Annotated in this window: 22 protein-coding genes; 13 read left to right on the plus strand and 9 right to left on the minus strand. The window is 70.8% G+C overall.

Going from position 1 to position 20,789, the window contains the following annotated elements; translation table 11 throughout:
- Positions 1-3 precede the first annotated feature (3 nt).
- The 6 genes from AB0D34_RS17890 to pssA all read left to right on the plus strand — a co-directional run bounded on the left by AB0D34_RS17890 (position 4) and on the right by pssA (position 6,399).
- Complete coding sequence (locus AB0D34_RS17890) at positions 4-2,052, plus strand: protein meaA (RefSeq protein WP_362662534.1); 2,049 nt, start codon at positions 4-6, stop codon at positions 2,050-2,052.
- Entirely contained in the window at positions 2,049-3,008 is a 960-nt protein-coding gene (locus AB0D34_RS17895; protein ID WP_031475710.1) for a CoA ester lyase, read from the plus strand. The genes AB0D34_RS17890 and AB0D34_RS17895 overlap by 4 nt, the downstream gene beginning before the upstream one ends.
- A 5-nt stretch (positions 3,009-3,013) precedes the next feature.
- A complete protein-coding gene (locus AB0D34_RS17900) occupies positions 3,014-3,520 on the plus strand; it encodes a MaoC family dehydratase (protein ID WP_356590282.1) in 507 nt (168 codons plus the stop codon).
- A gap of 5 nt (positions 3,521-3,525) precedes the next feature.
- On the plus strand, positions 3,526-4,731 hold the full coding sequence (locus AB0D34_RS17905) for an acyl-CoA dehydrogenase family protein (protein ID WP_362662537.1): 1,206 nt from the start codon (positions 3,526-3,528) through the stop codon (positions 4,729-4,731).
- 170 nt (positions 4,732-4,901) lie between these two features.
- Positions 4,902-5,558: a phosphatidylserine decarboxylase gene (locus tag AB0D34_RS17910; protein WP_362662539.1), complete on the plus strand. Its 657-nt coding sequence runs from the start codon at positions 4,902-4,904 to the stop codon at positions 5,556-5,558.
- Positions 5,545-6,399, plus strand: a complete 855-nt coding sequence (gene pssA, locus AB0D34_RS17915) for a CDP-diacylglycerol--serine O-phosphatidyltransferase (RefSeq protein WP_362662541.1) — start codon at positions 5,545-5,547, stop codon at positions 6,397-6,399. Before AB0D34_RS17910 ends, pssA begins: the two co-directional genes overlap by 14 nt.
- 74 nt (positions 6,400-6,473) lie before the next feature.
- Here pssA and AB0D34_RS17920 read toward each other — a convergent pair whose 3' ends face one another.
- From AB0D34_RS17920 to AB0D34_RS17940, 5 genes are read right to left on the minus strand one after another with little or no spacing between them, the layout of a single operon-like run.
- Positions 6,474-7,745: an ABC transporter substrate-binding protein gene (locus AB0D34_RS17920; RefSeq protein WP_362662543.1), complete on the minus strand. Its 1,272-nt coding sequence runs from the start codon at positions 7,743-7,745 to the stop codon at positions 6,474-6,476.
- Complete coding sequence (locus AB0D34_RS17925; RefSeq protein ID WP_362662545.1) at positions 7,742-8,821, minus strand: branched-chain amino acid ABC transporter permease; 1,080 nt, start codon at positions 8,819-8,821, stop codon at positions 7,742-7,744. The genes AB0D34_RS17920 and AB0D34_RS17925 overlap by 4 nt, the downstream gene beginning before the upstream one ends.
- On the minus strand, positions 8,814-9,704 hold the full coding sequence (locus AB0D34_RS17930; protein ID WP_362662547.1) for a branched-chain amino acid ABC transporter permease: 891 nt from the start codon (positions 9,702-9,704) through the stop codon (positions 8,814-8,816). The genes AB0D34_RS17925 and AB0D34_RS17930 overlap by 8 nt, the downstream gene beginning before the upstream one ends.
- Complete coding sequence (locus tag AB0D34_RS17935) at positions 9,701-10,465, minus strand: ABC transporter ATP-binding protein (protein ID WP_362662549.1); 765 nt, start codon at positions 10,463-10,465, stop codon at positions 9,701-9,703. The genes AB0D34_RS17930 and AB0D34_RS17935 overlap by 4 nt, the downstream gene beginning before the upstream one ends.
- A gap of 3 nt (positions 10,466-10,468) precedes the next feature.
- Entirely contained in the window at positions 10,469-11,263 is a 795-nt protein-coding gene (locus tag AB0D34_RS17940) for an ABC transporter ATP-binding protein (RefSeq protein WP_362662551.1), read from the minus strand.
- A 181-nt stretch (positions 11,264-11,444) separates the two neighbouring features.
- Here AB0D34_RS17940 and AB0D34_RS17945 point away from each other — a divergent pair, with 181 nt between their 5' ends.
- Complete coding sequence (locus tag AB0D34_RS17945) at positions 11,445-12,641, plus strand: helix-turn-helix domain-containing protein (protein ID WP_362662553.1); 1,197 nt, start codon at positions 11,445-11,447, stop codon at positions 12,639-12,641.
- Positions 12,642-12,784: 143 nt separating this feature from the next.
- Here AB0D34_RS17945 and AB0D34_RS17950 read toward each other — a convergent pair whose 3' ends face one another.
- Positions 12,785-13,903 (minus strand): glycerate kinase, encoded by a 1,119-nt coding sequence (locus tag AB0D34_RS17950; RefSeq protein ID WP_362662967.1) that lies wholly within the window; start codon positions 13,901-13,903, stop codon positions 12,785-12,787.
- Positions 13,904-14,070: 167 nt separating this feature from the next.
- On the opposite strand from AB0D34_RS17950, the gene AB0D34_RS17955 reads away from it, so the two are divergent.
- The 6 genes from AB0D34_RS17955 (at position 14,071) to AB0D34_RS17980 (ending at position 17,963) form a co-directional block, all read left to right on the plus strand.
- Complete coding sequence (locus AB0D34_RS17955; protein WP_362662555.1) at positions 14,071-15,144, plus strand: ADP-ribosylglycohydrolase family protein; 1,074 nt, start codon at positions 14,071-14,073, stop codon at positions 15,142-15,144.
- A 27-nt stretch (positions 15,145-15,171) separates the two neighbouring features.
- Positions 15,172-15,429, plus strand: a complete 258-nt coding sequence (locus tag AB0D34_RS17960; RefSeq protein WP_362662557.1) for a hypothetical protein — start codon at positions 15,172-15,174, stop codon at positions 15,427-15,429.
- 59 nt (positions 15,430-15,488) lie between these two features.
- On the plus strand, positions 15,489-15,839 hold the full coding sequence (locus AB0D34_RS17965) for a hypothetical protein (protein WP_362662558.1): 351 nt from the start codon (positions 15,489-15,491) through the stop codon (positions 15,837-15,839).
- Entirely contained in the window at positions 15,836-16,330 is a 495-nt protein-coding gene (locus tag AB0D34_RS17970; protein WP_362662560.1) for an NUDIX hydrolase, read from the plus strand. The genes AB0D34_RS17965 and AB0D34_RS17970 overlap by 4 nt, the downstream gene beginning before the upstream one ends.
- Before the next feature lie 102 nt (positions 16,331-16,432).
- The gene (locus AB0D34_RS17975; protein WP_362662562.1) at positions 16,433-17,170 is read left to right on the plus strand and encodes a Sir2 family NAD-dependent protein deacetylase; all 738 of its coding nucleotides are present in this window, start codon (positions 16,433-16,435) and stop codon (positions 17,168-17,170) included.
- Between the two features lie 286 nt (positions 17,171-17,456).
- Positions 17,457-17,963 (plus strand): GNAT family N-acetyltransferase, encoded by a 507-nt coding sequence (locus tag AB0D34_RS17980; RefSeq protein ID WP_362662563.1) that lies wholly within the window; start codon positions 17,457-17,459, stop codon positions 17,961-17,963.
- Here AB0D34_RS17980 and AB0D34_RS17985 read toward each other — a convergent pair.
- Genes AB0D34_RS17985 through AB0D34_RS17995 form a run of 3 tightly spaced genes read right to left on the minus strand, consistent with a single transcriptional unit; the run spans position 17,960 to position 20,750 of the window.
- Entirely contained in the window at positions 17,960-18,724 is a 765-nt protein-coding gene (locus tag AB0D34_RS17985) for a DeoR/GlpR family DNA-binding transcription regulator (RefSeq protein ID WP_362662565.1), read from the minus strand. The two genes, AB0D34_RS17980 and AB0D34_RS17985, sit on opposite strands and share 4 nt — an antisense overlap.
- Before the next feature lie 18 nt (positions 18,725-18,742).
- On the minus strand, positions 18,743-19,228 hold the full coding sequence (locus tag AB0D34_RS17990; RefSeq protein WP_362662567.1) for a methylated-DNA--[protein]-cysteine S-methyltransferase: 486 nt from the start codon (positions 19,226-19,228) through the stop codon (positions 18,743-18,745).
- 28 nt (positions 19,229-19,256) lie between these two features.
- Positions 19,257-20,750 (minus strand): AlkA N-terminal domain-containing protein, encoded by a 1,494-nt coding sequence (locus AB0D34_RS17995; RefSeq protein ID WP_362662968.1) that lies wholly within the window; start codon positions 20,748-20,750, stop codon positions 19,257-19,259.
- Positions 20,751-20,789: the final 39 nt, after the last annotated feature.

Here is a 20,789-nt window from a genome sequence, read left to right on the forward strand (position 1 = left end):
TGAATGACTGAGCGTCAGCCCGCCGAGGGCAAGCGGGAGAAGGACCGGCCGTGGCTCATGCGGACCTATGCCGGTCACTCCACGGCCGAGGCGTCCAACGAGCTGTACCGGCGCAACCTCGCCAAGGGGCAGACAGGGCTCTCCGTGGCCTTCGACCTGCCGACGCAGACCGGCTACGACTCCGACCACATCCTCGCCCGCGGCGAGGTGGGCCGGGTCGGCGTGCCGATCGCGCACCTCGGTGACATGCGCCGGCTGTTCCAGGACATCCCCCTGGAGCAGATGAACACCTCGATGACGATCAACGCCACCGCCATGTGGCTGCTGGCGCTCTACCAGGTCGTCGCCGAGGAGCAGGGCGCGGACATCACCCAGCTCCAGGGCACGACCCAGAACGACATCGTCAAGGAGTACCTGTCCCGCGGGACGCACGTCTTCCCGCCGGGTCCGAGCCTCCGTCTGACGACCGACATGATCGCGTACACGGTCTCCCACCTCCCGAGGTGGAACCCGATCAACATCTGCAGCTACCACCTGCAGGAGGCGGGCGCCACGCCGGTCCAGGAGATCGCGTACGCGATGTCGACGGCGATCGCGGTCCTGGACGCAGTCCGGGACTCGGGGCAGGTGCCGCAGGAGCGCATGGGCGACGTCGTCGGCCGTATCTCCTTCTTCGTGAACGCGGGCGTCCGGTTCATCGAGGAGATGTGCAAGATGCGGGCCTTCGGCCGCATCTGGGACCAGGTGACCCGCGAGCGCTACGGCATCGAGAACCCCAAGCACCGCCGCTTCCGGTACGGCGTCCAGGTCAACTCCCTCGGTCTGACCGAGGCGCAGCCGGAGAACAACGTCCAGCGGATCGTCCTCGAAATGCTGGCCGTGACCCTCTCCAAGGACGCACGCGCGCGTGCTGTGCAGCTGCCCGCCTGGAACGAGGCCCTCGGCCTCCCCCGGCCCTGGGACCAGCAGTGGTCGCTGCGCATCCAGCAGGTGCTGGCGTACGAGAGCGACCTGCTGGAGTACGAGGACATCTTCGAGGGGTCGAAGGTGATCGAGGCGAAGGTGGACGAGCTGGTCGCGTCCTCGCTCGCGGAGATCGACCGTATCCAGGAGATGGGCGGCGCGATGGCCGCCGTCGAGTCCGGCTACCTCAAGTCGCAGCTGGTCGCCTCGCACGCCGAGCGGCGGGGCCGGATCGAGTCCGGCCAGGAGAAGATCATCGGTGTCAACGCCTTCGAAGGCACCGAGCCGAACCCGCTCACGGCCGACCTGGACACCGCTATCCAGACGGTGGACCCGGCCGTCGAGGCCCGCGTGATCGCCGGCCTGCAGAACTGGCGCGACACCCGCTACCAGCCGCCCTTCAACCACCCGCGCCCGTGCAAGGCGCTGGAGAGGCTGAAGGAGGCCGCCAAGGGCACCGGCAACCTCATGGAGGCCACCCTGGAGTGCGCCCGCGCCGGTGCCACGACCGGCGAGTGGGCCGGGGCGCTGCGCGAGGTGTTCGGCGAGTTCCGGGCGCCCACGGGTGTCTCCTCGGCGCCGGTGGCGGTCCCCGCGGAGGAGGGCTCGGCGATGGCCGACGTCCGCCGCCGGGTCGAGGTGACCGCCAAGGACCTCGGCGTCGGCAAGCTGCGCTTCCTGGTCGGCAAGCCGGGTCTGGACGGGCACTCCAACGGGGCCGAGCAGATCGCCGTACGCGCGCGTGACGCCGGCTTCGAGGTGGTCTACCAGGGCATCCGGCTGACCCCGGAGCAGATCGTGGACGCGGCCCTCGCCGAGGACGTGCACGCGGTCGGACTGTCCATCCTGTCCGGCTCGCACGCCCAGCTGGTGCCGGACGTACTGGAACGGCTGCATGTGGCCGGTGCCACAGATGTACCCGTCATCGCCGGTGGGATCATCCCCAATGGAGATGCCGAGCAGCTGCGGGCCGCCGGAGTGGCCGCCGTCTTCACCCCGAAGGACTTCGACATCACCGGCATCATCGGCCGCATCGTCGACGAGATCCGGAAAGCGAACAAGCTCGATCCCCTGGAGGTCCCCGCATGACCGTCAACCGTCTGCGTCCCCGCCGCTCGTGTCTCGCGGTACCGGGAAGCAACCCCCGCTTCCTGGAGAAGGCGCAGGGCCTCCCGGCGGACCAGGTCTTCCTCGACCTGGAGGACGCGTGCGCCCCGCTCGCCAAGCCCGAGGCGCGGCACACCATCGTCAAGTTCCTCAACGAGGGTGACTGGACCGGCAAGACGAGGGTCGTGCGCGTCAACGACTGGACGACCGAGTGGACGTACCGCGATGTCGTCACGGTCGTCGAGGGGGCCGGCCAGAACCTCGACTGCATCATGCTGCCGAAGGTGCAGACGGCCGAGCAGATCGTCGCGCTGGACCTCCTGCTGACCCAGATCGAGAAGACCATGGGCTTCGAGGTCGGCAAGATCGGCATCGAGGCGCAGATCGAGAACGCGCAGGGCCTCAACAACGTCAACGAGATCGCGACCGCGTCCCAGCGCGTCGAGACGATCATCTTCGGCCCGGCCGACTTCATGGCGTCGATCAACATGAAGTCGCTGGTCGTGGGCGAGCAGCCGCCCGGCTACCCGGCGGACGCCTACCACTACATCCTGATGAAGATCCTGATGGCCGCCCGCGCCAACAACCTCCAGGCGATCGACGGCCCCTACCTCCAGATCCGCAACATCGACGGCTACCGCGAGGTCGCCCAGCGTGCCGCGGCCCTCGGTTTCGACGGCAAGTGGGTGCTGCACCCGGGGCAGGTCGAGGCGTCCAACGAGATCTTCTCGCCCTCCCAGGAGGACTACGACCACGCCGAGCTGATCCTGGACGCGTACGACTACTACACGTCCGAGGCGGGCGGCAAGAAGGGCTCGGCGATGCTCGGCGACGAGATGATCGACGAGGCCAGCCGCAAGATGGCGCTGGTCATCTCCGGCAAGGGACGGGCCGCCGGCATGCAGCGGACGTCCAAGTTCGAGATCCCGGAGGCCTGAGCGCGATGCAGTTCGGACGCACCTACGAGGAGTTCGAGGTCGGGGCGGTCTACAAGCACTGGCCCGGGAAGACGGTCACGGAGTACGACGACCACCTCTTCTGTCTCCTGACCATGAACCACCACCCGCTCCACATGGACGTCAACTACGCCGAGAAGACGACGGACTTCGGCAAGAACGTGGTGGTCGGGAACTACATCTACTCCCTGCTGCTCGGCATGTCCGTGCCGGACGTCTCCGGCAAGGCGATCGCCAACCTGGAGATCGAGTCGCTCAAGCACGTGGCGCCGACCTTCCACGGGGACACGATCTACGGCCAGACGACCGTGCTCGACAAGTGGCCCTCCAAGTCGAAGAACGACCGCGGGATCGTCCACGTCGAGACCAAGGGCTACAAGCAGGACGGCACGCTGGTCTGCGTGTTCCGCCGCAAGGTCATGGTCCCCACCGAGACCTACATCAAGGAGCGCGGCGGCGAGCAGCCCGGCCGCCCGGAACTTCAGGAGGGCTGACCCCCATGGCACGCCTCGCCCAGACCGCCGGTCTGACCGACATCCAGCAGGAGATCCTCTCCACCGTCCGCGACTTCGTGGACAAGGAGATCATCCCGGTCGCGACCGAGCTGGAGCACCGCGACGAGTACCCGCAGCAGATCGTCGACGGGCTCAAGGAGTTGGGCCTGTTCGGCCTGATGATCCCCGAGGAGTACGGCGGTCTCGGCGAGTCCCTGCTGACGTACGCGCTGTGCGTCGAGGAGATCGCCCGCGGCTGGATGTCGGTGTCCGGCATCATCAACACCCACTTCATCGTGGCGTACATGCTCAAGCAGCACGGCACGCAGGAGCAGAAGGACCACTACCTGCCGCGCATGGCGGCCGGCGACATCCGGGGCGCCTTCTCGATGTCGGAGCCGGGTCTGGGTTCGGACGTGTCCGCCATCACGTCGAAGGCGGTCAAGGACGGTGACGAGTACGTCCTGAACGGCCAGAAGATGTGGCTGACCAATGGCGGAACGTCAAGTCTGGTCGCCGTCCTCGTCCGAAGTGATGAAGGACACCCTGAGGGCACCGCGCCCCACAAGTCGATGACGACCTTCCTGATCGAGAAGGAGCCCGGCTTCGGAGAGGTCCGCCCCGGCCTCACCATCCCCGGGAAGATCGACAAGATGGGCTACAAGGGTGTCGACACCACCGAAATGATCATGGATGGCCTGCGACTTCCGGCCGATCGCGTGCTCGGCGGGGCCACCGGGCGAGGTTTTTACCAAATGATGGACGGGGTCGAGGTCGGCCGCGTCAACGTGGCGGCGCGTGGCTGTGGCGTCGCTCAGCGTGCCTTCGAACTGGGCGTCCAGTACGCCCAGCAGCGGCACACCTTCGGCAAGGCGATCGCCCAGCACCAGGCCATCCAGTTCAAGCTGGCCGAGATGGCTACCAAGGTCGAGGCCGCGCATGCGATGATGGTCAATGCGGCACGCAAAAAGGACTCCGGGGAGCGAAACGACCTTGAGGCAGGGATGGCGAAGTACCTCGCCTCCGAGTACTGCAAAGAGGTCGTGGAGGACGCCTTCCGGATCCACGGCGGCTACGGCTTCTCCAAGGAGTACGAGATCGAGCGCCTCTACCGAGAGGCTCCGATGCTGCTGATCGGTGAAGGTACCGCCGAAATCCAGAAAATGATCATCGGTCGGCGACTGCTCGAAGAGTATCGATTCCAGGGCTAGATGTCCGGATACGGGGTGTTTTCTTGGAGAAGAAGATCACACCCCGTCAACGCGCTTCAGCCGTCGACTCGGCTTCCTGGCTTGCCCAGTTGTGGCCCACGACCGGTACGATCCCGGAAAGCCGCCGTCCCCCGTCTAGTGCGCGGCATCATCCGCTACGAAGGTCATCCATGCCCCACAGCCAAACCTCTGCACCTCGCGACAGCCTGGCAGGCGTACGCCTCGCGCGCGGAGCATCGCCGTGGCTCCTTCCGACCGTCGCCACCGCAGCCGTCAGTCTGCTGCGCGCGCGTCGCTCCGGCGTCGCGAAGGCCGTCGCCGTGCCCACCACCGCGCTGGCGGCGGGCATGCTGTGGTTCTTCCGCGACCCCGAGCGTGAGATCGCCCAGGGCCGGGTCGTCTCCCCGGCCGACGGTGTGGTGCAGAGCATCATGCCGTGGAAGGACGGTCGCACCCGCGTCGCGATCTTCATGAGCCCGCTCAACGTCCACGTCAACCGCGCGCCGCTCTCCGGCACGGTGGCGTCGGTCGAGCACATCCCCGGTGGGTTCGTTCCGGCGTTCAACAAGGAGAGCGAGAACAACGAGCGCGTCGTCTGGCACTTCGACACCGAACTCGGTGACATCGAGATGATCCAGATCGCCGGCGCGGTGGCCCGTCGTATCGTCCCCTACATCCCGCAGGGCACGAAGGTCGAGCAGGGTGACCGGATCGGTCTGATCCGCTTCGGCTCGCGCGTCGACATCTACCTGCCCGAGGGCGTGGAGGTCGCGGTCGAGGTCGGCCAGAAGACGACGGCTGGGGTGACTCGCATTGACCGTGATTGATCCCGAGACCCAGGCGGGCTGGGTGCCCGAGGCAGACGAGGCCGACGACGAGGAGGAGATGCCGCTGTCTCTCCGCCTCTCAATAGCGGACACCCTCACCCTCGGCAACGCCACGTGCGGCTTCATGGCGGTGTACTTCACCACCACCGGCATCCTGATCCCGCACCTCACCGACAGCCAGGAGTCCGGCATGGCGCGCAACAGCGCGGCCACGGCGGTCATCCTGATGCTGTGCGCGGCGGTCTTCGACCTCTTCGACGGCCTGGTGGCGCGCAAGCTGCGCTCGTCCCCGATGGGTGCGGAGCTGGACAACCTCTCCGACCTGATCAGCTTCGGCCTCGCTCCGGCGTACTTCGTGCTCGTCTACGGCATGGTCGCCGACGACGCGTCGCAGCGGGTGGCGGCGGTGGGAGCCGTGGTGGTGCTGCTGGCGGTGGTCCTGCGGCTGGCCAGATTCTCCTGTGTGACGCCCGCGAACGGAATGTTCCAGGGCATGCCGTCGCCGTTCGGCGCGCTGACGGTGGTCGCGATCGTGCTCCTTGAGCTGCCCTTCGTGGCGACGCTCCTCGCGATCCTGGGTACCGCGTGGCTGATGGTGAGCCGGGTGGAGTACCCGAAGCCGCGGGGGCGGCTCGCGGGGGCGATGCTCGCCTGGATCGTGCTGGCGATGGGTCTGCTCGCTGCCTGGGCCTTCGGCGCCCCCAGCGGCCAGCTCCTGCTCCAGACCGGCTGCGCCCTGCAGCTCGTCACGGGCGCGGTGATCCCGCTGTTCGCCACGGCCCGCCGGGTGAACAACTTCCGCGGCAACCGGCGCGAGGCGCGGGCGGCCCAGCTGCCGTAGTGGTTCTCGTACGACGGTGAAGGCCCCGAGCCACTCGGCTCGGGGCCCTTCTGCGTCCGGGGTCCCTCGGCGTCTCACGCCCCCGGCGTATACGCCTCAGCCACCTCCGACGCCCCCGCCTCCCGTACGACCCTCATGCCGCCCGTGACGCTCTTGTCCGGCTGGAGGATCACGCTCTCGTGGGAGGAGGGGGACTTGGGGTCGGTGAAGTCCTGGGAGATGCCGAAGCCGATGTCGTACGAGTCGATCGACAGCAGGGCCTTGTCCACGCCCTCCCTGGTGAGGTCCTTGTCGGCGCAGGCCTTCTTCAGGGCCTCGCCGAAGGCCGACGCGGCGGTCCAGCCGGCGACGATGCCGTTGTCCAGGGCGTCGTCCGGATAGGCGGCCCGGTAGTCGGCGACGAGTTTCTTCGCCTCGGGGGTGTCCGCGCCGATGGGCAGCGAGGGCGAGGCCACGTAGTAGTTCTTCATCAGGGCCGGGCCCGCCTGGGTCGCCAGGAGCTGCGGCGCGAAGGCCGAGTTGTTGCCGATGATCGGCACGTCGAAGCCGCCCGCCGCGGCCACCCCGACCAGGGACGCCGCCTGACGCGGACCCGCACTGATCACGATCGCCTTGACCCCGGCCTGCTTGAGGGCGGCGACCTGGGCGGTCATGTCGTTGTCGGTGGGCTTGATCTTCTGCTCGACGACGGTCAGGCCCGACTCCTTCGCCATGTGCTTCGAACCGGCCAGCGCGCTCTCGCCGTAGTCGCCCTCGAAGTAGACGTGACCGATCCTGTCCCCCTTCTTCACTCCCTTCTCCTTGATCAGGAAGTCGATCGCGTTGATCGTCTCGATGTCGTACGTGGATCCGATGACCCGGATGTAGGGGCTCCCGAGGAGCGCCGACGACCAGGCCTGCGGCAGCACAAGACCCTTGTCCTGGCCGTCGACGCGCTGTTTGACCGCGGCGACGAACGGCGAGCCGATGAACTGCGCGAAGCCCAGCACCTTCGGCTCCAGCTCGGTGTATCCGGAGACGGCCTTCTGCGGGTCGTAGCCGTGGTCGCGGACCGAGAGGGCCACCTTGTAGCCGCAGACGCCTCCGGCGGCGTTCAGCTGCTTCACATAGAGCTGCTGGGCCTGGGTGACGCTCTTGCCGAGGGTCGCGTAGACGCCGGTCATGTCGGTGAGCGCGCCGAGGGTGATCGTCCTCCCGGAGATGCCGTCGCCGGTCTTCACGCCGCCCGCTGCCGCCTTGGAGCCGTCCCCGTCGGAGTCCTTGGCCTTGGAGCTGCATCCGGCCAGCAGCAGCAACACGGCGAGGGCACCGGCGGTGGTCCTGGTCGCGTGCGTCGTCGTGATCATCGTTCCTCCGTGTGGGTTCTGGTGCGACGCCGGGCGGCCACGCTGACCAGGCCGCCGGGCAGGAACAGCACCACCAGCACGACGGCGGCGCCGTAGAGGTACCGGGATGCCTCGCCCGGTGCGATCCCGCCCGTGCCGGGGGCGGAGACCAGGGGCAACGCATCGCTGTAACGGGTCAGCAGCTGCGGGAGCAGGGAGACGAACACGGCTCCCGCCACCGCCCCGGAGACCGAGCCGAGCCCCCCGATGACGATCATCGCGAGGTACTCCAGCGAGAGCGTGATGCCGAAGTAGTCGGGCACCGTCCGCTGGAAGACGAGGGCGAGGAGAACGCCCGCGAGGCCCGCGTACATCGACGACAGCACGAAGACCGCGGCCCGGTGGCGGGCGACCGGAACACCGAGCACCCCGGCGGCGATGCGGTGGTCCCGGATGGCGTTCATGGCCCGGCCGGGGCGTCCGCGCAGGACGCCCCGGGCGAACAGGGCCCCCGCCAGAAGCAGGACGAGACCGGCGTACCAGAGCTTCTCCGCGGACCCGAACGGCACGGCCGCGACCAGGAGTTCACGGTCGTCGAAGGTGAGGCCGAACAGGCTCAGCGGTGGTACGTCACGGCCGTTGGCGCCGCCGGTCAGGTCGTGCGCGTTGAACATCACGTGCTGGCCGATGAAGACGAGCGCGAGCGTGGCGATGCCCAGATAGGCGCCGCTGAGGCGCCCGGAGATGGGGCTGAACAGCCCGCCGGCGACACCCGCGACGAGCACCGCGAGCACGGCCGCGAGCCAGGCCGGCAGCCCCAGGCCGGTCAGTCCGTCGCCGCCGTCCGCCGCGAACACGCAGTAGCCGTAGGCCCCAACGGCGAGGAAGAAGGCGTGCCCCATGGAGAGCTGGCCGGTGGCGCCGGTGAGGAGGTTGATGCCGATCGCGCCGATCGCGGCGGCCATGGCGAACAGGCCCGCCTGGAGCCAGAACCGGTCCAGGTAGAAGGGCAGGGCCAACAGGACGACGGCTCCGGCGCCCCAGGCCCACGTCCGCGTCCGGACCACCCGCAGCGGCTTCAGCAGGACCTCAGACACGGGCGAGCTCCTTCGTGCCGAACAGCCCGGCGGGCCGTATGAGCAGGATCGCGACCATCACGAGGTACGGCGCGAGATCGCCCAACCCGCGCCCCAGGAAGGTCAGATCGCTCTGGTAGCCGGTCGCGAGCGACTCCGTGACGCCGACCAGCAGGCCGCCCACCAGCGCGCCGGTCGTCGAGTCAAGGCCGCCGAGGATGGCCGCCGGGAAGGCCTTCAGAGCGGCGAGCGAGGTCGCTCGCTCCAGGCCGGGCGTCGGGAACACGGTCAGGAACAGGGCTGCCACGGCGGCCAGTCCGCCCGCCACCGCCCAGGCGCCGAGCGACACCCGCCCCAGCCGTACGCCCATCAGCGCGGCCGTCTCCGCACTCTCCGCGGCCGCCCGCATCGCCACACCCCACGACGTGTACCGGAAGACCAGCAGGAACGCGGTGATGAGCAGCGCGGCGGCGACGAACGCGGCGATCCGGGTGTGGGCCAGGGAGATCGGCCCGAGCTTCAGCACGGCATCGCCCCACGGGTCCCCGAGCGCCAGTACGTCCGTGCCGATACGGCGGGTCAGTTCGGTCGTCAGCAGGATGTCGACGCCGATGGTGACGATCGCCAGAACACTGTGGTCGCTGCCCCGGTAGCGCCGCATCACGAGGAACTCCACGGCGGCCCCCACCAGCGCGGCGCCCGCGATGCCGACGAGGAGCGCGGGCCAGAAACCGAGGTCGTCGTGGAGGGTGGCGGTGACGTATCCGCCCGCCAACAGCAGTGACGCGTGGGCGAAGTTGACGACCTCGGTGGCCCGGAAGATCACCACGAAGCCGAGTGCGATGAGCGCGTACACCGACCCCAACGAGACGCCGTTCAGCAGGATTTCGGCGAAGGTGCTCATGACGCGGCCCCCAGGTACGCCCGTACGACGGCCGGATCGTTCTGTACGTCGACGGGGGCGCCGTCGGCGATCCGGCGCCCGAAGTCCAGTACGGTCACCGCGTCCGCGAGCCGCATCACCACCCCCATGTCGTGTTCCACCAGCACGATCGAGATGCCGAGGGAGTCGCGAACTCCCGCGATCACCGAGGCTGTTCGGCGCCGTTCGTCGGCGGTCATGCCCGCGACCGGCTCGTCGAGGAGCAGCAGGCGGGGTTCCATGCAGAGCGCGCGGGCGAGTTCGGCGAGCTTCCGCTGCCCGTACGGGAGCGAGCCCGCCGGACGGTCCAGGCAGTCCGCGATGCCGACGAACTCGGCGATCTCCCGGACGCGTTCACGGTGGAGCCGTTCCTCGCGGGCCGCCGAGGGGAGTCGTAGTCCGGCGGCGAGGAAGCCGGTGCGGGTGAGCCGGTGCCGGCCGAGGAGCAGGCAGTCCTCGACGGAGGCGCGGGGCGGCAGCGCGAGGTTCTGGAAGATGCGGGCGACTCCGAGGGCGGCGATGCGGTGTGCGGGCATGCCGGTCAGTTCGTGCGGGCCGAGGCGGACGCTGCCTTCGGTGGCCCGGTAGACGCCGGAGAGGACGTTGAAGCAGGTGGACTTTCCGGCGCCGTTGGGGCCGATGAGGGCGTGGACGGTGCCGGGGCGCACGGTGAAGCCGACGTCGTCGAGGGCGGTGAGTCCGGCGAAGCGGACGGTGAGGCCGCGTACTTCGAGGGGGTCCATGGGTCACCCCTTCCAACGGGTCAGGGTGCGCTCCACGACCTGGGTCGCGTCGGCCGCCGCGTCCTCGTCGACCACGCCCAGGTAGCGGCGGCGGACCTCGTCGGAGGCGGACAGTTCGGCGGCGGGGCCGGACAGGGTGACTTCGCCGACTTCGAGGACGTACGCGCGGGTGGCGAGCCGCAGGGCGAGTGCCGCGTTCTGTTCGACGAGGAGGACGGAGGTGCCCTGGGCGTTGATCTCCTGGACGGTGTCGGCGATCCGCCGGGCCATGAGCGGGGCGAGGCCGAGGGAGGGTTCGTCGAGGAGCAGTACACGCGGACCGGCCATCAGGGCGCGGGCGACCGCGAGCATCTGCTGTTCGCCGCCGGAGAGGAGTCCGGCTCGCTGGCCCGCGCGTTCGGCGAGCACGGGGAAGAGTTCGTGGACGCGGGCGAGGGCCGTGGACCGGCCCGGTCCGGTGCCGCCGAGTGCGCCCGCGCGCAGGTTGTCGGCGACCGTCATACGGGCGAACACCCGTCTTCCCTCCGGTACTTGGGAGACTCCGGCGGCGACCACGCGGTCCGGGGCCAGTCCGTGGAGGCGGCGGCCGTCCAGGGTCACCGTGCCCTCGGTGACCGCGCCGCCGTGGAAGGACAGGGTGCGGCTGATCGCGCGCAGCAGCGTGGACTTGCCCGCGCCGTTGCCGCCGAGCACCGTCACCACGGCCCCCGCGGGCACCTCCAGGGACACCCGGCGCAGGGCCCGCACGGGGCCGTATCCGACCGACAGGTCACGGACGACCAGTCCGGCTCCGGTCATGGACTCCCCCCTTGTCCGCACTCGGTGTGGCGCTCACCCCAGCACCGGCGAAGGCGTCCGTCCACGGCCCGCGGCCGAATCGCTGCGGGTGCCCAGCGGGCCGGTGCCGCCGTTGTGCGCGTGCACAACACCGCGTGTCAGGGGCCTGTGCGCGGCCGGGTCCCGGTGGCATCCTCCGGGCATGGGAGGGCGACGGCCGCGGACCGGTCATGACTGGAAGCTGCTCGCGGAGTCCTGCACGGCTCTGCTGGAACGGGTGCCCGAGCTCGTCGACGAGCACCTCAGGCAACTCACCGACCACTCCCCCGTCTACGGCCAGGTGCTGCCGTACGACCAGCAGTGGCGGGAGGCGGAGGAGGCGATGCGGATCGGCATCGAGACGATCTCCGCGCCCCGGGACTCACCGCGCCGGGACCTGGAGTACGCCGAGGACGCGGGCCGGCGCCGGGCCCGGCAGGGGCTGCCGCTGGACCTGCTCGTGCACGCGTACCGCAACGCCGGCTATCTGGTGTGGGACGCGCTGGTCGAGGGGGCCGCCGGGCGGGAGCCGGAGCGGCTCGCGGCGCTGATGCGGTCGACGACGATGGTGTGGTCGGCGGTGGACGCGCAGGCGCAGGCGGCCTCGGAGGCGTACCGCGCCACCGAGGCGGAGCTCAGGCGGCGGACGGACGAGCAGTTGCAGGCCCTGCTCGACGCGCTGCTGGAAGGGCAGGCGACTCCCGGGCTCGCGGCCCGGGCGGCCGCGGGGCTCGATCTGCCGGAGCACGGGCCGTACGCGGTGGTCGTGCTGCGGGCCGAGCGGCGGGAGGCGACCGAGCGGCCGGTGCGGGGCGCGGGGTTCCGGTTCATCTGGCGGATGCGGGCCGACGGCGAGGTTGCGGTCGTGGCACTCGCGCCGGGACAGGGGCTGGACGGTGTGGCGCGGGCGCTGGAGGGACGCTGCTCCGGGCCCGGCGGGATCAGTCCGGTGGTGCCGGGGCTCGCCGAGCTGGGGCGGGCCCGGCGGCTGGCCGAGCTGGCGTTGCGCACCTGCCCGCCGGACGCCACCGCGGTCGTACGCCTTGATCAGCGGATGCCGACCGCGCTGGTGGTGAGCCAGCCGGAGCTGGCCGACCGGCTGGTGTCCGACGTGTTCGGCGCGCTCCTGGAGCTGGAGCCCGCCGACCGGGCCGTACTCCTGGAGACCCTCGACGTGTGGCTGGTGTGCGAGGGCTCGGCGGGGCGGGCCGCCGGACGGCTGTACTGCCACCGCAACACGGTCTTCAACCGGCTACGGCGGCTGGAGCAGCTGACGTCCCGGTCGCTGGCCCGGCCGCGGGACCTGATCGAGATGACGCTGGCGTTGGACGCGTACCGGTTGTCGGGGGCGCGGAGGTGAAGGGCGGCGCGGGTGGCCGACGGTGAGGGTGCCACCTCGGAACGGGCGGGCGGCGACCCATAGCCGACTGGCTCACCGGCTCACTGCCACCGCACCGTGCCACTGGCGGCTGCGGCTCGCACGCCCAGCCCCCACCCTTCGCCTCAGGTCAGGAAGTCCCGGCCGATCCGTTCCGCCACGTCCTCCAGGATCGGGCCCGCCTCCGCGATGCACCGCTGGACGTCCGGCTCGGCGTCGGTGAGCGGGTAGGCGCGGCGGATGCCGGCCCGGCCGATGGCCTCGGGGGGCAGCGCGAGGCGGCCGCAGACCGCGACGACCTCCTTGCCCTTCGCGCGGGCGGCCGCTGCGACGCCCGCCGGGGCCTTGCCGTGCAGGGTCTGCTCGTCGAGGGAGCCCTCGCCGGTGATCACCAGGTCCGCCCACTCCAGCGCGGGCGCGAAGCCGAGCACGTCGAGCATGACCTCGATGCCGGGGCGGAACACGGCGCCGACGAGGAGGGCGCCGTAACCGATGCCGCCCGCCGCGCCCGCACCCGGTGAGGCGGCGTACCCGGCGGCCTTCGCGCCGACGGACTCCTCCAGCACCTTGGCGTAGTGGGCCAGCGCCTCGTCGAGGATCTTCACGTCGTCCGGGGAGGCGCCCTTTTGCGGGCCGTAGACCGCGGGGGCGCCCTTGGGGCCGGTCAGCGGGTTGTCGACGTCGCTGGCCAGGATGAACTCGACGGCCGCGAGCCGCGGGTCCAGGCCCGACAGGTCGGCCGAGGCGAGGTCGGCGAGGCCTCCGCCGCCGGGGGTCACGGGCTCGCCGTCGGCGTCCAGGAAGCGGGCGCCGAGCGCGGAGAGCATCCCGGCGCCGCCGTCGGTGGTGGCGCTGCCGCCGACGCCGAACACGATCGTGCGGGCACCGGCGTCCAGCGCGGCGCGCAGCAGCTCTCCGGAGCCGTACGTCGATGCCGTGAGCGGCGCGAAGACGCCCGCGGGCAGCCGCTGCAGTCCGCTGGCCTCGGCCATCTCCACGACCGCGGTCTCCGCGCGGACCGCGAAGGCGGCCGTGACCTCCTGGCCCAGCGGCCCGGCGACCGCCACCTCCCGGCGCTCGAAACCGGCCGCGACGGCCGCGGCGACGGTGCCGTCACCGCCGTCGGCGACGGGCAGCGCCTCCACCTCCACGCCCGGCACGACCCGGCGCAGCCCGGCCGTCACCCGCTCCGCGACCTGTACGGCCGTGAGCGAGCCCTTGAACTTGTCCGCGGCGATGAGCACGCGCTGTGTCACGTCTTCCCCTTGCTCTCCGGGCCTCGCGCACGTCAAGGCCAGTCGCGCCGTTGCGACCTTAACCGCAGACGCGCCCCGGCGTCATGCACCGCCCAAGCCTGAGAAGGCACTGCGTCCCCTCTGTGCGGGCCCGCGGAATGGGGTAAACCGGAGCTATGACCCCTGTGGGCACTGAGCCAGAGCTCACCGACCGCATCCTCGGGGGCTGGCTGGGCCGGATCGCGGGCAACATGCTCGGCAAGCCGGTCGAGCAGGGCGACCTGTGGACGCGGGACCGGATCGACCGCTATCTACGGCAGGCCGCCGCCCTGCCCCTGACCGACTACCTGCCCGAGCCCGTCGGCGAGAGCGACGGCTTCGAGCTGCGGCCCGAGTGGCGTGAGTGCGTGCGCGGCCGCATCCACGGCAGCTGCCGCGACGACGACGTCGACTACGCCATCCTCGGCCTCCACCTCCTGGAGACGCACGGCTTCGCCTTCAGCACCGAGCAGGTGGGCGACCTGTGGCTGCTGAGGCTGCCGTATCTGCAGACGTTCACCGCCGAGCGGGCCGCGTACCGCAACCTCGCCAACGGGCTGAAGCCGCCGCTGACGGCGACGTACGACAACCCGTGCCAGGAGTGGATCGGGGCGCTCATCCGCGCCGACATCTACGGCTGGACCTGCCCCGGCGCCCCACGCCGCGCCGCCTCGCTGGCCCGCCGGGACGCGGTGCTCTCGCACACCGGGAACGGGGTGTACGGGGCGATGTGGGCGGCGGCGATGGTCTCGGCGGCGTTCACGGTGGACACCGTGCGGCAGGCCGTGGACCAGGCGCTCGCCGTGATCCCCGCGAGCAGCCGTCTCGCGCGGACCGTACGGCGGGTCGTGTCCCTCCATGACACCCGGATGACCTGGGAGGACACCCTGACGACGGTCGCGGAGGAGACCGCCGGGCTGGGCTGGATCCACACGATCCCGAACGCGGCCGTGCTGACCGCGGGGCTCCTGTACGGCGACGGCGACTTCACCCGCACCATCACGCTGACGGTCCGGGGCGGCCTCGACACCGACTCGAACGGGGCCACGGCCGGTTCGGTGGCCGGGGTGCTCACCGGCGCGGACGCGATTCCCGCGCAGTGGAAGGAGCCGTTGGAGGACCGGGTGCGCAGTGCGGTGTTCGGGTTCGACGGGGTGCACATCAGCGAGCTGGCGGAGCGGACGGTGCGGTTGGCGGAGACGGACACCTGAGCGCGGGTCGCGCTCTACGCTCGGTGGATGGACCGAGAAGCGGCCACGGGGCGGACGTCGTCCCATCCCGTGGCCACCTGCTGTCTCGTCCTGCTCGTCATCCCGGTGTGCGTGGTGGCGTACTTCTGGTACGACATCTGGCACGCGGCGCGGACCGCCCGTGCGCTCGGCGCGAGCTCCGACACGGGCACTGCCACACTGACGGGAGTCGTCTGGCGGCACACCGAGGCGCCGGCGTCCACGACCAGGAGCCCCAGCTCCTCTTCCACGGCCCCGACCGGGTGAGCCGGTGCTTCACCTTCGTCTTCGGCGTCCACGGCGGTGACCGGGCATGGACGTCGGAGGTGACCGTGCGGGACTACGCCGCGTGCAGAGCGAGCCTGTCCATCGGCTTCAGCTCCGAACGGGCGCGCGAGCGTCTCACGGGCCTGCCCGCGAAGGACCTGACGCGCGCGAGGGTGCAGCAGGCCCTCGCGCTGCCGGGGCAGTCGTACGAGGTCGAGGACGTGGTGCGCGAGGGGCGCACGGTGACGGTCCGCGTACTCGTGCGTGACACCTCGGGCGCCGCCCAGTGCTACCGGTACACCCGGCCCGTCGATCCCGCCGCTGACCGGCGCGAGACGACGGCGGTGCCGGTGGCCGCCTGTCGAGAGGTGCCGGAGCGGCCGCGGGAGCTGACTACGCTGCGGGGATGACGACCATCCAGGACTTCGCCACGTACATCGCCGGTCTCCCCCGCATCCTCGCCGGAGCCGCCGCCCTCTTCCGGGACGCCGAGGGCCGGGTGCTGCTCGTCGAGCCCAACTACCGTGAGGGCTGGGCACTCCCGGGCGGCACGATCGAGTCCGACCAGGGCGAGACCCCGCGCCAGGGCGCGCGCCGCGAGACCGCCGAGGAGATCGGCCTGGACCGTGAGCTCGGCCGCCTGCTCGCGGTGGACTGGGTGCACGGCACGGCCCGCCCGCCGCTGGTCGCCTACCTCTACGACGGCGGAGTCCTCACCGAGAACGACCTCAAGGCGATCCGCCTCCAGGAGGAGGAGCTCCTCTCCTGGCGCCTCGTCCCACGCGAGGACCTCCCCGAGCACCTGCCGGGCTCCCTCGGCCGCCGCGTCCTGACCGCGCTGGACGTGCTGGCGGAGGGCTCGGGGACGGCGGAGCTGGAGAACGGGCATCGGGTGGGCTGACGCGAGCGGATGCAACTCGCAGCTCTGCCTTGCCCCACCGGCTCCTCAGCCGGTCGGATATCTGTTCGCTCGACCGGCATCACCCGCCCTACCCTCGGCACCATGACCAAGCCCCTCGTCGCGCTCCTGAGCGGCGCCGGTATCTCCACCGACTCCGGGATCCCCGACTACCGCGGCCCCAACGGCCTGTGGCGGCGGGACCCCGAGGCCGAGAAGCTCGTGACGTACGACTACTACATGGGCGACCCGGAGATCCGGCGCCGCTCGTGGCAGATGCGGCGTGCGAACCGGACGCTGAAGGCCGAGCCCAACGCCGCGCATGTGGCGGTGGCAGAGCTGGAGAAGTCCGGCGTGCCGGTGCGGGTGATCACGCAGAACGTCGACGGGCTGCACCAGCTCGCCGGGATGCCCGCCCGCAAGGTCCTCGAACTGCACGGCACCGCACGGGAGGTGGTGTGCACCAAGTGCCATGCCCGCGGCCCGATGGAGGACGCGCTCGCCCGCGTCGAGGCCGGCGAGGAGGACCCACCGTGCCTGGACTGCGGCGGCATCCTGAAGTCGGCGACCGTGATGTTCGGCGAGCGTCTCGACCCGGTGGTGCTGGGTGAGGCCGCCGCGATCTCCAAGGCCTGCCAGGTGTTCATCGCCGTCGGCACAACCCTCCAGGTCCACCCCGCGGCCGGCCTCGCGGGCGTCGCCGCCGACCATGGCGCCCGGCTCGTCATCGTCAACGCGGACCCGACGCCGTACGACGACCGGGCCGAGGAGGTGATCCGCGAGCCGATCGGCACGGCGCTGCCCGAACTCATGAGCAGGATCGGGTCGTTCGGGAAGCCATGAACGGAGTCTCTGCGCACACCGACACAGGCGATGACCGGATGCAGACGCAGAGGTGATGCGTTGGGACGCGACTTCACCGCCACCACGAGCACCGTCAACAACGTCCTGCGAGGTCCCGCCGGCGGTGACGGCAGCGCCTGGCACGGTCACCAGCCCCCGCATGGCATGCGGATCCATGGCCGTCGCGAATCGTCCGTGCCGGCCACCATGAATGGTCTGGTCAGCAGCGACATGCTTGATGTTGCCCTGCCGACTGCCGATGTTCCGAGAGTCGAGGCCCGCACCGATGCCCGAACTGCAGCGACTGCACCCTGATCACGCCCCCGCGGTCCTGGCCTTCGAATTGGCCAACCGTGCCTACTTCGCCGCGTCCGTCTCCGACCGCGGCGATGCCTTCTTCGACCGGTTCTCCGAGCGGTTCGAAGCCCTGCTGGCCGAGCAGGAGACCGGCCTCTGTGCCTTCCACGTGCTGCTCGACGACGACGGCTCGGTACTCGGCCGGTTCAACCTGGTCGACCTCGAGGACGGCACCGCGAACCTCGGCTACCGGGTCGCCCAACATGCCGGCGGCCGGGGCGTGGCGACGACGACGGTCCGGGAACTGTGCCGGCTGGCGGTGACCCGTTACGGGCTGCGCAGACTGCGAGCGGCCACCGCCCACGAGAACATCGCGTCCCAGAGAGTGCTCAGCAAAGCGGGCTTTGTCGCGGTCGGCCCGGCGGATCCGGCCGACATCGGCGGAAAGCGGGGCAACTGGTACCAGCGCGATCTGGTGGAAGGAGACGGCGACTAGGACCGACCGGCTTCCACCCGGACCACCCGCACGCCCGCCTCCTCCAGCGCCGCGCACGTTGCCGGGTCCGAGGAGTGAGCGGTCACCACGGTGTCCAGGTCCTCGGGGTCGCAGATCTTGACCATGCCGGTGCCGGGGAACTTGGTGCTGTCCGCGAGGAGTACGACCCTGTCCCCGGCGGTGATCATGGCGCGGCGGGCCGGCACCTCGGCCACCGTGGTGTCCATGACCTGGCCGCCGGGGCGGACCCCGCAGGCCCCCATGAAGAGCCAGTCCGCGTGGACCTGACGGAGGTTGTCCTCGGCCATGAAGCCGTCCAGCATGCGTGACTCCCGGATGACCATGCCGCCGAGCAGCATCAGTTGGACGTCTTCGTCGGGGAGCAACTCCTCGTACACGCCGAGGTTGTTGGTGATGACGGTGATACGGCGCCCGTGCAACAGGCGGGCCAGGCGGTGCACGGTCGTGCCGGAGTCGAGGATGACCGACTGGCCGTCCTCGATCATCTCGGCGGCCAGGGCGGCGATCGCGTCCTTCTCCGGCACCTGGGCTTCGGCGGACTCGGCGAAGGGCGTGGGCCGTTCCTCGATGACCGCTCCCCCGTGGACGCGGGTGAGCAGGCCGTCCTCCTCCAGTTTGAGGAGGTCCCGGCGGACGGTCGCGGCGCTGGCCTCCAGTCGGTCGGCGAGGTCCGTCACCGTGACGGTGCCGCCGGAACGCAAAGCCTTCAGAATGAGTTGGTGTCGTTGTTCAGCCAGCACAGGCAGGAACACTACACATCAGAACAGCGCCGCCCCCCGCTCGAAGTCCAGCAGCCGCTGCTTGCGCTCCAGTCCACCCCCGTACCCCGTGAGGCTGCCGTCCGCTCCGACCACTCGGTGACAGGGGACGATGATGCCGATGGGGTTCTTGCCGTTGGCGAGGCCGACCGCGCGGGAGGCTCCGGGATTGCCCAGGGCGTCGGCCAGTTCGCCGTAGGAGCGGGTCTCGCCGTAGGGGATCCGGCGGAGCTGGTCCCATACCGCGCGCTGGAACGGGGTTCCGTGCAGGCGGAGTTCGATGCCGAACTCCTGCAAGTCGCCCTGGAAGTAGGCCTGCAGTTGCTCCAAGGGCTCCCCGAAGGGGCCGTCGTCCGGCTCGCCGAAGGTCTCCTCCGGTGGGCGGTGGCGTTGGTCGGTCATGTAGAGGCCGCACAGGACGCCTTCGTCGGCGACGAGGGTCAGGGGGCCGTAGGGGCTGTCGATCACGGTGTGCTGCTTGGTCATCAAGGGTCCTCGAACGTCTTGAACGTGCTTATACGGGCAGGAAGTTGATCGGGTGGCTGTCGGTCGCCCACAGGTACTGGACCGCGTAGGCCCGCCAGGGCCGCCAGGCCGCCGCCCGGGCCGTCAGCGCGGCCGGGGTGGACGGCAGGCCCAACTCCTGGGCCGCGCGGCGGATGCCGAGGTCGGTGGGGAGGAAGGCGTCCGGGTCGCCGAGGGCGCGCATGGCGATGACGTCGGCCGTCCAGGGGCCGAAGCCGGGGAGGCCGAGGAGACGGGTGCGGGTCTCCGTCCACTCGGTCGCCACGCCCAACTGAAGGGTGCCGTCGGCCAGTTGGCCGACCAGCGTGGTGAAGGTCGCACGGCGGGTGCGGGGCATCGCGAGCGAGGCGGGGTCCACCGTGGCCAGTGCCTCGGGGGACGGGAAGAGGTGCGTCAGGCCGCCCTCGGGGTCGTCCACCGGTACGCCGTGGGCCGTGACCAGACGCGCCGCGTGCGTACGGGCCGCGGCCGTGGAGACCTGCTGGCCCAGCACGGCCCGAACGGCGAACTCCGCCTCGTCGACCGTGCGCGGGACGCGTCGGCCCGGCGCCTTGTCCACCAGGGGTGCCAGGAGCGGGTCCGTGCGCAGCTGGTCGTCGATCGCGACGGGATCGGCGTCCAGGTCGAGCATGCGGCGACAGCGGCTGATGGCGACGGTCAGGTCACGCAGGTCGCTGAGCAGCAGCCGGCAGGCGATGTGGTCGGGCTGCGGGGTGAGGGCCACGATGCCGTGTCCGTACGGCAGTCGCAGCGTGCGCCGGTACGCCCCGTCCCGCCACTCCTCCACACCGGGGACGGCGGTCGCCGCGAGGTGGCCGAAGAGGTTGTCCGGGTTGAGGGGCACGCGGAACGGCAGGCGCAGACTCAGCATCCCCGGACTGCCTCCCACCTCCCACCTCGGAGCTCCGTCCACCGCCCTCCTCGGCGCCCGGGCGCGCAGGTCGCTCGGCGAGAGGGCGAAGACCTCGCGCACGGTGTCGTTGAAGGTGCGGATCGCGGAGAAGCCGGCCGCGAAGGCGATGTCGGCCATCGGGAGCGCGGTCGTCTCGATGAGGATCCGCGCCGTCTGGGCGCGCTGGGCCCGGGCCAGGGCGAGCGGGCCCGCGCCCAGCTCCGCGAGCAGCTGGCGTTCGATCTGGCGGGTGCTGTAGCCGAGGCGGGCCGCGAGGCCGGGTACGCCTTCGCGGTCGACCACTCCGTCGGCGATCAGCCGCATCGCGCGGGCCACGAGGTCGGCGCGCTGGTTCCACTCCGGCGAGCCCGGGCTGGTGTCGGGCCGGCACCGCTTGCAGGCCCGGAAACCGGCCTGCTGGCAGGCGGCCGCGCTCGGATAGAACGTCATGTTCTCGGGCTTGGGCGGTACGACCGGGCAGCTCGGCCGGCAGTAGATGCGGGTGGCCAGGACGGCCGTGAAGAACCATCCGTCGAACCGCGCGTCCTTCGACCGCACGGCGCGCACACAGCGCTCGGTCTCGGTGTACATCCCCGTCTGCATGCGTCCAGCATCGACCACCCGCCGGTA

The organism is Streptomyces sp. NPDC048420, assembly GCF_040651535.1.
In the GTDB taxonomy this organism is placed as follows: Bacteria; Actinomycetota; Actinomycetes; order Streptomycetales; family Streptomycetaceae; genus Streptomyces.

Excerpts from the sequence above, each read along its gene's own strand:
- AB0D34_RS17895 (WP_031475710.1), top strand. The coding sequence starts at position 2,049 with ATGACCGTCAACCGTCTGCGTCCCCGCCGCTCGTGTCTCGCGGTACCG.
- AB0D34_RS17980 (WP_362662563.1), top strand. The coding sequence starts at position 17,457 with ATGCCCGAACTGCAGCGACTGCACCCTGATCACGCCCCCGCGGTCCTG.
- AB0D34_RS17905 (WP_362662537.1), top strand. The coding sequence starts at position 3,526 with ATGGCACGCCTCGCCCAGACCGCCGGTCTGACCGACATCCAGCAGGAG.
- AB0D34_RS17970 (WP_362662560.1), top strand. The coding sequence starts at position 15,836 with ATGACGACCATCCAGGACTTCGCCACGTACATCGCCGGTCTCCCCCGC.
- AB0D34_RS17930 (WP_362662547.1), bottom strand. The coding sequence starts at position 9,704 with ATGAGCACCTTCGCCGAAATCCTGCTGAACGGCGTCTCGTTGGGGTCG.
- AB0D34_RS17955 (WP_362662555.1), top strand. The coding sequence starts at position 14,071 with ATGACCCCTGTGGGCACTGAGCCAGAGCTCACCGACCGCATCCTCGGG.
- AB0D34_RS17935 (WP_362662549.1), bottom strand. The coding sequence starts at position 10,465 with ATGGACCCCCTCGAAGTACGCGGCCTCACCGTCCGCTTCGCCGGACTC.
- AB0D34_RS17920 (WP_362662543.1), bottom strand. The coding sequence starts at position 7,745 with ATGATCACGACGACGCACGCGACCAGGACCACCGCCGGTGCCCTCGCC.
- AB0D34_RS17960 (WP_362662557.1), top strand. The coding sequence starts at position 15,172 with ATGGACCGAGAAGCGGCCACGGGGCGGACGTCGTCCCATCCCGTGGCC.
- AB0D34_RS17995 (WP_362662968.1), bottom strand. The coding sequence starts at position 20,750 with ATGTACACCGAGACCGAGCGCTGTGTGCGCGCCGTGCGGTCGAAGGAC.
- AB0D34_RS17910 (WP_362662539.1), top strand. The coding sequence starts at position 4,902 with ATGCCCCACAGCCAAACCTCTGCACCTCGCGACAGCCTGGCAGGCGTA.
- AB0D34_RS17890 (WP_362662534.1), top strand. The coding sequence starts at position 4 with ATGACTGAGCGTCAGCCCGCCGAGGGCAAGCGGGAGAAGGACCGGCCG.
- AB0D34_RS17945 (WP_362662553.1), top strand. The coding sequence starts at position 11,445 with ATGGGAGGGCGACGGCCGCGGACCGGTCATGACTGGAAGCTGCTCGCG.
- AB0D34_RS17900 (WP_356590282.1), top strand. The coding sequence starts at position 3,014 with ATGCAGTTCGGACGCACCTACGAGGAGTTCGAGGTCGGGGCGGTCTAC.
- AB0D34_RS17975 (WP_362662562.1), top strand. The coding sequence starts at position 16,433 with ATGACCAAGCCCCTCGTCGCGCTCCTGAGCGGCGCCGGTATCTCCACC.
- AB0D34_RS17940 (WP_362662551.1), bottom strand. The coding sequence starts at position 11,263 with ATGACCGGAGCCGGACTGGTCGTCCGTGACCTGTCGGTCGGATACGGC.
- AB0D34_RS17990 (WP_362662567.1), bottom strand. The coding sequence starts at position 19,228 with ATGACCAAGCAGCACACCGTGATCGACAGCCCCTACGGCCCCCTGACC.